Annotated in this window: 14 protein-coding genes and 1 pseudogene; 10 read left to right on the forward strand and 5 right to left on the reverse strand. The window is 70.5% G+C overall.

Translation table 11 applies throughout. The annotated features are described in order from the left end of the window. The 3 genes and pseudogenes from Psi01_RS40055 to Psi01_RS40065 all read right to left on the reverse strand — a co-directional run. Nucleotides 1-490: pseudogene (locus Psi01_RS40055) on the reverse strand (sensor histidine kinase); the annotation flags it as partial. A 32-nt stretch (nucleotides 491-522) separates the two neighbouring features. Continuing rightward, nucleotides 523-1,290: an ABC transporter permease gene (locus Psi01_RS40060; RefSeq protein ID WP_204069426.1), complete on the reverse strand. Its 768-nt coding sequence runs from the start codon at nucleotides 1,288-1,290 to the stop codon at nucleotides 523-525. A gap of 339 nt (nucleotides 1,291-1,629) precedes the next feature. Next, entirely contained in the window at nucleotides 1,630-2,130 is a 501-nt protein-coding gene (locus tag Psi01_RS40065; RefSeq protein ID WP_204069427.1) for a hypothetical protein, read from the reverse strand. A 271-nt stretch (nucleotides 2,131-2,401) separates the two neighbouring features. Between Psi01_RS40065 and Psi01_RS40070 the strand changes: the two genes are divergently transcribed. The 10 genes from Psi01_RS40070 (at nucleotide 2,402) to Psi01_RS40115 (ending at nucleotide 10,455) form a co-directional block, all read left to right on the forward strand. Continuing rightward, nucleotides 2,402-3,202: a double-stranded RNA binding motif domain-containing protein gene (locus Psi01_RS40070; RefSeq protein ID WP_204069428.1), complete on the forward strand. Its 801-nt coding sequence runs from the start codon at nucleotides 2,402-2,404 to the stop codon at nucleotides 3,200-3,202. Between the two features lie 171 nt (nucleotides 3,203-3,373). Beyond that, on the forward strand, nucleotides 3,374-3,661 hold the full coding sequence (locus Psi01_RS40075; protein WP_204069429.1) for a hypothetical protein: 288 nt from the start codon (nucleotides 3,374-3,376) through the stop codon (nucleotides 3,659-3,661). Next, nucleotides 3,649-3,834 (forward strand): hypothetical protein, encoded by a 186-nt coding sequence (locus tag Psi01_RS40080; RefSeq protein ID WP_204069430.1) that lies wholly within the window; start codon nucleotides 3,649-3,651, stop codon nucleotides 3,832-3,834. Before Psi01_RS40075 ends, Psi01_RS40080 begins: the two co-directional genes overlap by 13 nt. A gap of 99 nt (nucleotides 3,835-3,933) precedes the next feature. After that, nucleotides 3,934-4,710, forward strand: a complete 777-nt coding sequence (locus Psi01_RS40085) for an endonuclease/exonuclease/phosphatase family protein (protein WP_204069431.1) — start codon at nucleotides 3,934-3,936, stop codon at nucleotides 4,708-4,710. 236 nt (nucleotides 4,711-4,946) lie between these two features. Continuing rightward, the gene (locus Psi01_RS40090; RefSeq protein WP_204069432.1) at nucleotides 4,947-5,393 is read left to right on the forward strand and encodes an MFS transporter; all 447 of its coding nucleotides are present in this window, start codon (nucleotides 4,947-4,949) and stop codon (nucleotides 5,391-5,393) included. Nucleotides 5,394-5,684: 291 nt separating this feature from the next. Next, nucleotides 5,685-6,167 carry a hypothetical protein gene (locus tag Psi01_RS40095; RefSeq protein WP_204069433.1) on the forward strand — a complete coding sequence of 161 codons (483 nt, stop codon included), beginning with the start codon at nucleotides 5,685-5,687 and terminating at the stop codon, nucleotides 6,165-6,167. Between the two features lie 536 nt (nucleotides 6,168-6,703). Next, nucleotides 6,704-7,639, forward strand: coding sequence for a phosphotransferase family protein (locus tag Psi01_RS40100; RefSeq protein WP_204069434.1), 936 nt, complete (start codon nucleotides 6,704-6,706; stop codon nucleotides 7,637-7,639). Between the two features lie 102 nt (nucleotides 7,640-7,741). Beyond that, nucleotides 7,742-8,221, forward strand: a complete 480-nt coding sequence (locus Psi01_RS40105) for an ArsI/CadI family heavy metal resistance metalloenzyme (RefSeq protein WP_204069435.1) — start codon at nucleotides 7,742-7,744, stop codon at nucleotides 8,219-8,221. A 429-nt stretch (nucleotides 8,222-8,650) separates the two neighbouring features. After that, nucleotides 8,651-9,283, forward strand: a complete 633-nt coding sequence (locus Psi01_RS40110; RefSeq protein WP_204069436.1) for an SRPBCC family protein — start codon at nucleotides 8,651-8,653, stop codon at nucleotides 9,281-9,283. Next, nucleotides 9,280-10,455 carry a zinc-dependent alcohol dehydrogenase gene (locus tag Psi01_RS40115; RefSeq protein WP_204069437.1) on the forward strand — a complete coding sequence of 392 codons (1,176 nt, stop codon included), beginning with the start codon at nucleotides 9,280-9,282 and terminating at the stop codon, nucleotides 10,453-10,455. The genes Psi01_RS40110 and Psi01_RS40115 overlap by 4 nt, the downstream gene beginning before the upstream one ends. Before the next feature lie 117 nt (nucleotides 10,456-10,572). On the opposite strand, the gene Psi01_RS40120 is transcribed toward Psi01_RS40115, so the two are convergent. Both Psi01_RS40120 and Psi01_RS40125 read right to left on the reverse strand, forming a co-directional pair. Then, nucleotides 10,573-11,682: a DUF2267 domain-containing protein gene (locus Psi01_RS40120; protein WP_204069438.1), complete on the reverse strand. Its 1,110-nt coding sequence runs from the start codon at nucleotides 11,680-11,682 to the stop codon at nucleotides 10,573-10,575. Nucleotides 11,683-11,915: 233 nt separating this feature from the next. After that, the gene (locus Psi01_RS40125; protein WP_204069439.1) at nucleotides 11,916-13,058 is read right to left on the reverse strand and encodes a CobW family GTP-binding protein; all 1,143 of its coding nucleotides are present in this window, start codon (nucleotides 13,056-13,058) and stop codon (nucleotides 11,916-11,918) included. Between the last annotated feature and the right edge of the window lie 42 nt (nucleotides 13,059-13,100).

Consider the following 13,100-nt stretch of genomic DNA (forward strand, 5'->3'; position numbering starts at 1 on the left):
CGGCCAGCCGCAGCACCCACGCGGTGCCACCCATCAAAACGACGTTGAAGGCGACGATGATCACGTACATCGTCAGGCCGAACGCGTCCGCCTTGGGGACGCCGGACGCCTGCGCCGTACCGGCCACCACCGCCGTGGCGGCCACACCCAGCAACTGCCACGGCCAGAGCAGGACCGTGAAGGAGTAGACGTAGGGGGCGGGGGTGAAGAGCCCGAAAACGGGGTGACGGACCACCAGGACCGCGGTGATCACGAGCAGCCCCGCAACGAAGACTCCCATGATCCGGGGCCGGTCCCACCAGCCGGGACGCAGGGTGAACATGCCGAGCATCCACACCGCCGCCAGAGCGCACAGGCCCAGATCGATGAGCGAGGAGCCGCCCGTCCAGCCCTCCACGATCATCAGGATCGCGAAGGGGAGCGCCAGCAGCGCGTACGGCACCACGTTGACCAGAAGGAACGGCGGCTGTTGCGAGATCTTCTCGCTCACAACTCCTCCTCGCGAGATTCCATCTCCGGTGTCTATTCCCAGCGGAACCAGCGGACCGCGACGGACCCGCACACCACGGCATAGGCCGCCAGGGTCAACAGCGGCACGGCGGACGGGAAGTGACCCAGGTACGCGTCCTGGAACGCCCCCATGCCCGCACCGAGCGGAGTGTAGTGGGCGATGTTCCGCAGCAGCGGCGGCATCAGCGAGATCGGCACCCACAACCCGGCGAAGAACATCATCGGGAAGAACAGCACCGTGCCGATCGCCGTGGCCGGGCCGCGTCCGGGCGCGAGCGCGGTGATCAGCAGGCCGATCGCGAGCAGCGCCGCCGTGGCGACCAGCCAGGCGAGGGCGAAACCGACAGGGTGCTCCGGCAGGTCGACGCCGAAGCCGAACCTGGCCACCGCGAGGAACAGGACCATCGCGACGACCGCGATGGCGAAGTTGGCCACGAGCTGGGCGGCGAGCACGCGGGCCGGGCCGACCGGCGTGGTCCGCATGCGTCGCAGCACGCCGTTCTCCCGGTAACCCGCCAGCGTGGTCGGCAGGGAGGAAGTGGCCAGGATGGCCAGATTGAACAGGATCAGCACCGGCACGTACAGGTCGAAGTACGTCAGGCTGCCGCCGGCCTGCACGGGCTCCCGCAGATCGGGGACGCTGCCGAGGATGATCAACAGGATCAGCGGGAAGCCGATGCCCCACAGGGGGCCGACCTTGTCCCTGACGCACAACGTGCTCTCGACCTTGATGAGCCGCCACGTCGCGGAACTCCGCTCGGCGGTGCGTATGGCTGCCATGGCTGTGAGGTCCTCTCTGCGATCCGCTGCCGGGGTCGGGTTCGAGGTGCTCGCCGGCGTCTCGATCACTGCCGGCATGAGCGGGTCCTTCCCGCCCCGGCCCATCGGTGCTTGACGCATTCAGCCTGCTACGACCGGTACCTCTTCCAACACCGACCGGTAGACGGGACCTGGCTGCCGGACGGTGGGGACGCCGGCTCAACCGAGCGGCGGCGGCGATCCACCGATCGGTGGATCGCCGCCCGGACGGGAAACACGGGACAACGGCAGGACCGGCCGCAGGCCTCAGCGGGCCTCAGCGGGCCTCAGCGGGTCTTGGCGCGGTTCGGCGGGGCTCACTCAGGGCAGGAGCTGGCGGTGATGCTGGCTCTGCCATTCCACCAGCAGCACGGTGGCATCATCGTCGAGGTGGTCGTGCTGATGCTCCAGCAAGGTCTGGATCAACCGGCGCAGCGTCTCAGGAGCCGGGGTGCCATCCAGCAGCGGCAGCCACCGGCGCCGCGGGCCGTGCCCGCTCAGCGCCGAGACGGCGCCGGCCTCCTCACAGCGGCCGATCTGGTCGGTCGGCCGGGCCTGGACGATCGGCAGGCCGCGAAAGGCCCGCCCGGCCATGGTGGCATCGATGCGGATGCGCTGCAGCGGCCTGCCGCCGGCGTCGTGCTGGGCGGGCAGCGGCACCGGCACCGGCACCCGACGTTGCAGATCGGCCACATACAGCACGGTGTCGGTGAAACCGGCCAGGCCGGCATAGCCGGCGACCAGCGCCGGGATGGCCTGCATGCAGGCCAGGTGGTGGGCGGAGATCAGCCCGCCCAGCAGCTGCTCGTCATCGCCGCGCATCGGATCCCGGCGCCTTCACCGCCGGTGACCGTTCTGCCTGCCGATGCCGTCCTCCTTACCGATACGCCGGACTCCAGACACCCGGTGCGCCGCCGCCGCGCGGTGCGGGGCAGGTCGATGTCGTGCGCGTGGCCGGGCGGCCGCGCCCGAACGGCTGACCGAGCCCTGGCGCCGCGACCCCTCGGGTCATGCTCCGTTTCGCCTCGGTCCTGCGATCCTTTCGGCAGGATCGCCTACGACACCCGTTGCGCACTTTCCCGGAAGGCGGCCCGTGACCGAGCACCCCGATCGCGACGGCACACGCCCCAGCGACGCCCACCCACCGCCCTCACGTGCCCGGGGCGGCCTGGCCGCCACGCGCTCCGGCCACCAGGAGAGCGAACGGTCGTTCTTCTGCCGCGTCTGTCATCGATCCGAGCGCGGCATCTGGGTGCCGGCGGGCTGGTATCTGCTGGAGCGGGCGCCCGGCGGCCGCGGCCGCCACATCCGGCTGGGGCTGTACTGCAGCGTCACCTGCCTGGTGCAGGCCGGGCAGATGCTGGAGGAGGGCGCGGCCGCGCACGCGCGGCGAACGAACCTGCCCAGCGAGGAGGACCGGCGGCGGGAGCGGCAGCGCGTCGTCACCGTCGCCCAGACGCTCCTGGCCGGCGGGGCGAGCATCCGTCAGGCCGCCGAGCAGCTGGCCGTACCGACCTTCACACTCAAGACCTGGCTGAAGGAGGCCGGCATCCGCATCGAGCACGCCGCCGCCGAGCAGGAGGCCGCCCGCATCGCGGTGGCCACCTCCGCGGCGGCGACCGGGGCCCGGCTGACGACCGAACAGCATCCGGTCAGCCTGCTCAACGAGTGGGTCCAGCAGGAGCGCATCACCCCGCTGGAGTGGACGGTGACCACCAGCGGTCCCGGGCACGCCCCACTGTTCACCGCGACGGTCGCCACCCACCCGGTGAACGCCGGCCACCGCGTCACCGCCACCGGCAGCGGGCCGAGCAAAGCGATCGCGCGCACGGCGGCCGCCGCGGCGCTGCTGGAGGAGGTGGGCGCCGCCGCCTTCGCCGACCCACCGGTGTGACCGCGCCCGACTCCGATGGGCGCGCGGACCGACCAGGACTCCTCTGCCTGAACCCGTCCATGGTCCCGGTCTCAGGATGTCCGCCCGCGAGGGGAGAACCCCTGATATCTATACGGCACGCTCTCCGCCGGGGAAACGAGTCGGGCGTCGGCTGAGGAGGTGTGGCCGCGCATGGCGGCGGAGGCGGGCGAGCGCTGGCGCGAGCGGCTGCACCCGTGGTGGAGCTGGGTGACAGGTGACGGGGTCGTGGTGCATGAGGGCGACCTCGACGCAGCCGACCTGGTGATCGGCCCCGGACCCCTCGTCGTGACCGGCGACCTCCGCCTCACCGGCCTCCTTGAGGACCGGCACCGCGCCGAGCGCACCCTGCTCGTCGTTCTGGGCGACCTCGAGGCCGGGAACGTGGCGACCTCCTCCGCGCCGCGCTCATCGACGGCGTCTCACGGATGCCGGCGCTGACCCGGACCGGGTTCTTCCAGAGCAGGTTCGACACGCTTCCCGATGACCTGTCGCCGCTGGCCACGCTGCGGCGAGTCTGGATCGCCGAGGACGTCGCCGTCTCCGAGCGCGAGCTGCTACGACTGCAGCAGTGGCTGCCGCCGGGGCGCCTGCGGCGGGGCCGCCCGCGCTGACCCGGAGGCCGCCGTTCGGCCCTGCACGTGGGTTCCGACCCCACTCGGACGGTTACGGTGAGCCGCTGACCCCGGCTCAGATTTCGTACGATGCCAGTGATGATCAGACATCTCGTGATCGCCGGACTGTTGTCCCTTGACCTGCCCGCGCAGGCCCCCGTGCTTCACGTGATGACGTGGAACGTCTGTGCGGGCACGAACAGCGACTGCCCCCTGTTCCGCCGCCCGGCCACCGAGCTGGCCTGGCACGTTGCCGTGCTGGCCACCAAGGCGGATGTGATCTTCCTCCAGGAGTTCTGCACGGGCGCGGACGCCGACCTGGAGCGCGAACTGGAGGCGCGCACCGGCCGGGCGTGGAGCGTCAAGTCGGCCGGGCTCACCCGCCCCGACGGCTCGCCGTACCAGTGCTACCCCGACTGGAGCGGCAGAGCGCGCGGGGTGCAGAGCGTCACACTGGCCATAGCCGAGCGGGATGCCCGCTTCGAAGCGCACGCGCTGACCTCGCCGCCGTGGGGCGCCCGCAGGTACGCGGTCTGTACGGCCGGCCGGGCGCTGTGCACCGCGCACCTCTCCTCCGGCTCGACCTACGACGACCGGCAGAAGGGCGCGCCCTACCGGCACAGACAGCTTCGCGAGCTGTTCAGGCTCGGCCGGGGCGTCGTCGGCGGCGACCTCAACCTGGTGCCGCGCGATGCCGCCACCGCCTACGCGGGCCGCGACGAGTGCGATCCGCGCAACCGCTGGACCTACGTCACCCGCAAGCGGAAGATCGACTACGTGTTCGCCGGCGCCGGCCGCATGCGGGGCTGTTTCGTCGACTACGCCAGGAGGCGATGGTCGGACCACGTACCGCTGCACGCGTGGGTGGCGGGGTAGGACCGGCTCCTCCCCGCGGACGCGGCTCCCGGAGCGCATGTCAGCCGATCGGTCGTGCACGCCTCGTACGGGTGCCCCGAGGCGGCCGGCAGGAGGATTGCCTGCTCAGTGGGTCTATTATTCCCGGGTGTCCCTCAAAGCCGTCATGCCACTTCTGCTGACCGTCGGCCTCCCAAGGTTCCCGCAAGGCGGCCGCTGACGTTCCCGCCGGTGAACCTCACCGGCTCCGAGGCCTCATGCGAGGAGTTCACGGCCGCCGCCACTTCGTCACACTGGCGATGCTCGACGGGGTGTGCGCCGCGTTCACCGGTCCCGCCAAGGACACGGCGATCCGCGGGATCGTCCCCTCCGGCCAGCTGCACGCCGCCTACGCCCAGGAAGAGGCCCGCACTCACGCCGCGGGACTGATCGGCCCCCCGCTCGGCGGCCTGCTGTACGGCCTGGGGCGGGCCGTGCCCTTCGCGGTCGACGCCCTGACCTTCCTGGCCGCCACGTTCTTCTACGCCCTGGCGAAGGTGCCGCGCCATCCCGGGGACCGTCCGCACCCCTCTGCGCGACAGGACGGCTCTGCGCGGCAGGACGACGGGGAGCAGCGGCCGGCCCGGCCCAGTATGCGCCGGCAGGCGGGGGAGGCCGTCGCCTGGTTGTGGCGGCGGCGCTGGGCGGTGCGGCGGCCCTCGTGACGCTGGGCGGACTGCTCATCCTGACCGCCGCCGTCGCCGCGCTCAGCCGGGAGCCGCGCCACTTCACAAGAGAGGCCCCCGCGGAGGCGCAGAAGGCCGTAGCCGGAGAACCACGAGCGTAGTGCCGGGCCGGCCGGCCGCCGGATGCTCCGCGACCCGATGGAACGGGATGGAACGCCGTACGGATGAGCGGCTCGTTTTCCGGTCTTCCCGTGAACGCGATCCGCCGCATCCCATGCCCCTCAATCGCCCGGCCGCGGGCCCGGCGACCGCAGAGCGGAGAGACACCTCATGAACAGAATCCTCACCAGGCTGGCCGCCGCGTCGGTGGCCGCCGTCGCCGCCATCGGCCTGACCACGACGCCCGCCCAGGCGGCGACCGAGATCACCGCCCAGCTCGAGATCGGCTTCAACACCGGCGTTCCCGCCGCCCGCACCATCACGCTGAGCGTGCACGTGCCCATGAACGAGTACGACGCGAACGGCTACCTGATCCACGGGGGCAGGATCCAGGTGCGCTTCTACGGCAGCGACCCGGGCACCGACCAGGTCATCTACGGCCCGATCACCTGGTATCGGGGGGACCACGGGCTGACGGCGGGACCGGACGGCATCCGGCTGAACTACACCTGGGAGGTGCCGCAGGGGTCGTTCCTCAACGAGGACGACAGCTTCGGCAACCGGGGTGACGAGGTCTACATCACCGCGAAGTTCATCGACGGCGACGGCGGGACCATCAGCGACGACTCCGACATCGAGGAAGGCATCTTCTAGGGAACTAAAAATCTACATTGTAAAGCCACCGGTTTGCTCACACTTAAACCGATGTCCCCGGCGCGGCCGGAGTCAGCGCTGATCTGGCACAAGGAGGAAAGACGGGTCGCCGCCGCCTGGGTGGTCACCTTCGTCGTCATGCTGGTTCTGGGCTGAGCTGACCCCGATGAAGACGAACGCGCAGTTCATGGTGAAGGATCGGCCGTCGCGGGAGGCGGGGGGCGGGGGAGAAGTAGGCGTGCTCGGCCATGTCGGCCGAGTGCCCGCGGGCGGCCCGGTGAAGCCGCGGGTGGCGCTTGAGCGCCCGCATCCCTTCTTCTTCGCCCGCCGGGCATCGACCGGCCGCACGACCGTGTTCTCCCGCGCCGTTCCCACTGCGGCGGCGCCGGAGACCGGGGAGCCCGCTTCCGCTTCGCCGGGGATCCTGGATGGATGTCCATGCCGCCCTGCCGGGAGAACGCTCTGGCCCCGCCAGGAGGACGCTTGGCCGCGGTTGACCGGTGTCCTACTGTCGTTGACGTGGCTGGTGCCCGAGTATGAAGTGGCTGGCCGAGTGCTCTGCCGAGGCGCTCGATGAGGCGCTGCGGGTCGTGGCTCCGCAGCTTGCCGGATGCTCCATCACGATCGCCGGGCGAGCGGGGGAGAAGGACCCGCTGTGGCAGTCGTCCAGCGCGATCGTCGGTGAGCGGTTCATCGCGAAATTCGCGTGGTCACGCCCCGCGGCCCTGCGCTTGGCGCGCGAGATCGGCATCCTGAGCGCGCTTTCACGCCAACCGCGGGTGCCGTTCCTGCCTGAGGTCGTCGCCTGCGGCATGGATCCGCTGCTGCTCGTCACCAGGTGGGTGCCGGGGAGATCCCTGTTCGAGGTCGTCGGCTCGATCGACCGGGACCGCGCCGGCAGGCAGCTGGCGTGCTTTTTGGCGGCCCTGCACGATCCGGCGGCGCTCGAGCGCGCCGAGCAGGTGGTCGGCAAGCTCACCGGCGCCCAGTTGCCGCCCGCCACGACCACGGTTTTGCGTGAGCGGCTCGGCCGGTGGGTTCGGCCGGATCAGCGTCACGCCTTGACGCGCTGGTGCGACTGGGCCGAAGCCGTACTGGCCCACTCTGGTCCTGCGGTGCTGGTGCACGGCGATCTGCATGGTGACAACCAGGTGTGGGATGGCGATGAACTGCGGCTGGTGGTGGATTTCGAGACTGCCGGAGCCGCTGAGCCGGAGTACGACCTGCGCGCCTTTCCGGGTCCCGGGATGGGCCCCGGCCTCGAGCTTCTGAAAGCGGTCATGCGTCATTACCGGCAGGTCACCGGCCGCCGGCTGTCGACCGACCGGGTGATGGCCTGGCATCTGCGCCACGCCTTGGGCGATGCCCTGTGGCGCATCGAGGCCGGCATCCCCCTGGCAGACCATCGCACACCGGCACAGTGGGCGGAGGACATGGCCGCGCGCTTCAGCGCACTCAGCATCTTGAGGTGACGGGAGCAAGATCACCGGCTTTGGAACAGCCGTGAGGCCGCATCCCTGCGGCGCGCGCTCCGTCTACCTCAGCAAGAAGCGAAACCCACACAGGAGGTAGTCATGTCCCGACTTCAGCTGGCCTTGCGGGTGCCCGATCTGGCACGGGCCGTGGAGTTCTACACCAAGCTGCTGCAGGCCGCTCCGGCCAAGCTGCACGACAACTACGCCAACTTCGCCATCGCGCAGCCGCCGCTGAAGCTGGTGCTGCTGCAGGGTGATTCCACCGGGGCCACCGCCCTGGATCACCTGGGCGTGGAGGTGGAGACCGGCGAGGAGGTGATCGAGGCGGCCGACCGGCTCGCGGCGGCGGGCCTGCGGGTGGCGTACGAGGAGTCCACGTCGTGCTGCTACGCCGTACAGGACAAGATCTGGACCGAGGGGCCCGGCAGCGAGCCCTGGGAGGTCTACGTGGTCAAGGAGGCGGCCGACACGCTCACCCATGACAACGGGGTCTGCTGCGCCGCCACCTCGGACGGTGTCGCCGGCAAGACCACGCTGGCCGCTGTCGGGGCGGCCGGGGCCTGCAACACCTGCGGCTAGCCGGGGATCACCGGGTGAGTCGGCCACCTTATTAATCTACATAGTAAAGGCATCGATTTTTTAAACAACAAACAAGCCACGGCAACAGACAAAGCAACAGGAAGGAGAGGCGGGCCCGCCATCCGCAGGGCGCTACGAAGGCGATCTTGACGACGATTCGGTGACGAGAGCTGTCCGCCCTGGTTGAGCGCCCTAGCGTGCCTGCTCACGCCTGCGGATTCCCTCTACGGCTGGTCGAGACCGGTGCGATTCCCGCGGGGTGATCGAGTGGGTTGGGGGACATCACGGGGGGTAGACACAGCTCGAATCAGCCGCGCTCTGGATCATGGGTGACGCGGTAAACCTGATCTCGCTCGGCCGGCCGGCGCCCACCGTGGTGCGCGCATTCGGCGGCGGCTCGTCGGTGTCACCGGCGTCGTCGGGATCACAGTGGGGGACCTGCTGACCGGCGCGCCGGCCGGGCAGGTGACGGAGATCGATTCCCTGCTGGTGGTGCGAGGCATATGCAGAGGGGAATCCATGGAACTGACGGCCACGACAACCATTCGCAAACCCGTACCGGAGGTCTACGCGTTCTGGCGCGATCTGGAGAACCTGCCGACGTTCATGGCGCATCTCGAGGAGGTCCGCAGCACCGGTGACCGTACGAGCCATTGGGTCGCCGGTGCCCCGTTCGGCAAGGACGTCGAGTGGGATGCGGAGATCGTCGACGAGGTGCCCGGCGAGAAGATCGTGTGGCGGTCGATCGGTGACGCCGACGTGCCGAACACCGGCACGGTCCGGTTCATGCCGGCCCCGGACGGTGTGAGCACCGAGGTGCAGGTGGTTTTGGTGTACGACATTCCGGGCGGCACGGTCGGCAAGGCGGTCGCCAAGTACTTCGGCGAGGAACCGCACCAGCAGCTCGACGACGACCTGCGCCGGTTCAAGCAGGTGCTGGAGACCGGCGAGGTGGTCCGGTCCGACGGCGCCCCGTGGGGCAAGCGGGCCCGCAAGGAGTTCCCGCAGCGGCCGGCGCAACCGCTGTCGGACTCCGAGCTCGCGAAGGGAGCGGACGAGTGAGGGCGAACACCTGGGCGGGCCGTAACAAGGTCAAGGTCCGTGACGTGCCGGATCCGACGATCCTGAACAAGCGCGATGCCGTCGTACGGATCACCTCCACCGCGATTTGCGGTTCGGACCTGCACCTGGTCGACGGATATGTGCCCACGATGCAGGACGGCGACGTCATGGGTCATGAGTTCATGGGGGAGGTGGTCGAGGTCGGTCCGGGTATCGATCCGGATCGGCTGCGCGTCGGGGACCGGGTCGTCGTGCCGTTCCCGATCGCCTGCGGCGCGTGCGCCGCCTGTGCCGCCGAGCTGTACTCCTGCTGCGAGAACTCCAATCCCAACGCCGGAATCGCGGAGAAGATGTTCGGTCACCCGGTCGCCGGGATCTTCGGCTATTCGCATCTGACCGGCGGCTTCGCGGGCGGTCAGGCACAGTACGCGCGGGTGCCCTTCGCCGACGTCGGTCCGCTGAAGATCGAGTCGGATCTGGCCGACGAGCAGGTGTTGTTCCTGTCCGACATCCTGCCCACCGGCTACATGGGTGCAGAGATGTGCGACATCCAGTCCAGCGACGTGGTGGCGGTGTGGGGGGCCGGCCCGGTCGGCCAGTTCGCCATGGACAGCGCCCGGGTGCTCGGCGCCGCGGAGGTCATCGCCATCGACAAGGAGCCGTACCGGCTGCAGATGGCCGAACGGGCGGGCCACACGCCGGTGAACTTCGAGGAGGTCGACGTACGGTCCCGGCTGCTGGAACTGACCGGCGGCCGGGGGCCGGACAAGTGCATCGACGCGGTCGGCCTCGAGGCCACCCACGGCAGCGCGCACATCGCCGCGTACGACCGGCTCAAGCAGGCCGTGCGGTTGGAGACCGAGCGCCCGCACGCGCTGCGTCAAGCGATCATGTCATGCCGCAGCGGCGGCGTGGTCTCGGTGATCGGCGTCTACGGAGGCCTGCTGGACAAGTTCCCCGCCGGCGCGTGGATGAACCGGTCACTGACCTTGCGTACCGGGCAATGCCACGTGCAGCGCTACATGAAGCCGCTGCTGCAGCGCATCGAGCGCGGAGAGTTCGATCCGACCCGGATCATCACCCATACGCTGGCGCTCGACGAGGCGGAACGCGGCTTCGAGCTCTTCAAGAACAAGCAGGACAACTGCGAGAAGGTCGTCCTCAAACCCTGAGGGTCACCCGCGTCGGGCCGTCGCGGCGAGCGTGGTGGCCCGATGCGGGTCCATCCGGCGGCGCTGGTCTGCGGTGCGCGCCCGGCGGCGCGGATGAGCCCTGCCCCGGAGCGGGAACTACGCCTCCTTCTCGTCCTGCCGGCCGCCGGGTTCGGGATGGTAGCCGTAAGCGGCGGCTCGTACCGTGTCCTCGTCCTCCAGCCCGGAACCGATCGTGCCGCCGACGGTGGCCAGCGAGCTGATGATCCAGGCCAGCATCAGGTAGTCGGTGAAATCGACCGGCCGCTGCAGTTTGCGTTCCAGCACGGAGGTGTCGATCAGCAGCGCCGCGGCGAGTGTCGTTCCGGCGAAAAGCACCAGGTAGGAGACTGCGGCGGCCAGGGCGAGGGTGAGGATCGTGCCCAGGTTGAACATCCGGGCCAGCTCGGCCGGTGTCTGCCGGCCGGGTTTCTCCCACAGGTCGTGTGCGATGATCAGCCAGGTCACCAGCGCGGCCAGTCCGAGGAGCATGATCACGGTGAGGCGGAGCCCGCCGAGCGCATCGCCCATCTCCCAGATGGCGCTGGTGGTGAGCGCGAACGCGGCCGTGGCGAAGGCGCCGGCCAGCAGTTTGGACAGGCCCAGCAGGGCGCGCCCTGGCCGGTTGGCCCGGATCATTCCGGTCAGCAGCCGCACCCGGCCGGCCAGCCGCGAGGCGAGGTAGCCCACTTCCCCGGCATCGGCCCCGCCCACCACCCGGTCGATGGCGGCGACCTGGCCGGCCAGCTCGGCCGGTGCCGGGCCGAGCGGCGGCACCCGCGTCTCGGAGGTGTCAGTGAGCAGTCGGCCCACGAGAGCCGGGACGGTCGCGCGGAGCGCGCGCAACTGGCGCAGTCCCAGCGCGGGCAAGGACACCGTCGCCACTCGGCGCCGGGCGGAGGTCTGCGCCACCAGCGGTACTCGCTGGGTGTGCAGCGGCAGGTCGGTCAGGCAGATCGCGACGTCCCACCGGGCGTCTTCGCGCCGACGGGCGACGTCGTCCAGCAGCGCCTCGGCGCCGCCGTCGCGGCGCGGAGCGACCTCACCCCAGCCTTCCCGGACGATCCAGCGCACGTCCGCGTCCATCCGCTCGGCGAGCCGGTCGGCCAGCTCGGCGGCGAGCCGCGCGACCACCTGCGCCGGATAGTCCGGCGGGGTCGCCACGAGGCCGACGACGATCTCCGGCCGATGCTGGTCACTGGTGGCCATGGGCGCTCCTCACCGGTAGCCGGGCGAAATCCTCCCAGGATTTGTTACTCAAAGTAGCGCATCGTGTGCTCTTTGTATCTGGTCGTGCTCTCATGAAACGCCGGCCTCAGTCGGGCGCGGCCAGGGGATTGCCTGTTTCGTGGGTCGGTGCCAGGCCGTGTCTTCGAAGCCAGGGGTCGATGCAGCTCACCGCGTGCAGCGGGTTGCTCTTCTCGCGGGGGGTGCGGCGGGGCTTATGCGATCTCCTTCAGGTCGAGGATGGGGGCGAACGGGTCGTCGTATCCCGCCCAGGCGTTCTGGCCGGCCACGGCCTCCTCCGGGGTGAGCAGGCAGGAGTCGAGCAGGGCGTGCATGCGTTCGCGGTCGAGGTCGGGGCCGGTGAAGACCAGGTGCTGCACGCGGTCGCCGGTGATGTCGTCCCAGTCGAGGGCGGCGGCCGTACGGCGGGCCGGGGAGAGCGTGTCCCAGGCCGTCTGGGGCAGTGCGGCCAGCCATGGCCCGGCGTTCTCCACCGAGACGACGCCGGCGACCGCGTCCCAGGCCAGCATCTGTTGCGGGCGGGTGGCCAGCCAGAAGCGTCCGCGTGAGCGGACCGAGACGGTGGCCAGTTCGTCGACGGCCGCGAACAGGCGGGCGGGGTGCAGCGGGCGCAGGCGGTGCCAGACCACCGTGGTGACCTCGTCGGTGCGGGCGTCGCAGGGCAGTTGCGCGGTGGCGGGGTCGACGCGTTCGGCCAGCGTGCCGGTGCACAGGGCCGCGCCGGTCACCTCGGGTAGCGCGTCGGCGGGGAAGATCGGGGTGACGGGCGCCAGGTGGGCGAGCACGGCGCGGGCCAGTTCGGTGTCTTCGGCGTCGCCGCCGTGCAGGGTCAGGCCGGTGGCGTATTCGATCTGCCGGGCCAGCACCTCGGCCAGATGACGCTCATCGCCGGCGGCCGCCATCTGGCCGGTCTCGGTGAGGCGGTCGCCGCGGGTGATGTCGACGGGCATGTGCGCGGTGTCGAGGGCGGTGAGCACCGAGGTCAGGCGCAGCGGGTGGCGGGCCTGCTCGCAGTCGATCGCCTCGGCCACCGAACGCGGCTCGACCGAGTCCCACAGGTCCACGATCAGCAGGGAGGCGGTGGCGGCGCGCCGCAGGAGTTCGGGGAGCAGGTCCTCGCGCACGGTGCAGGTGACGCAGCCGTGGGCGAGCCGTACCTCGGTCAGGTCGAGCACGCCGGAGCGGTCGCGGATCACGCGCTCCACTCGGCCGCGGGTCACCGAGCGCAGGTCGTGGTGGATCGCGAGGGCGCCGGGGTGGCTGTGCAGCAGTGTCTCGACGGCGGCGGTGCGGGCCTGGGGGTACAGGCCTGCCACGAGGACGACGGGAGTGGACACGGGGCTTCTCCTTTGCGGGCGCGGGCGCGGTGGCGCTTGCGG

It is taken from the genome of Paraplanobispora siamensis (assembly GCF_016863175.1).
GTDB classification, from domain to species: domain Bacteria; phylum Actinomycetota; class Actinomycetes; order Streptosporangiales; family Streptosporangiaceae; genus Planobispora; species Planobispora siamensis.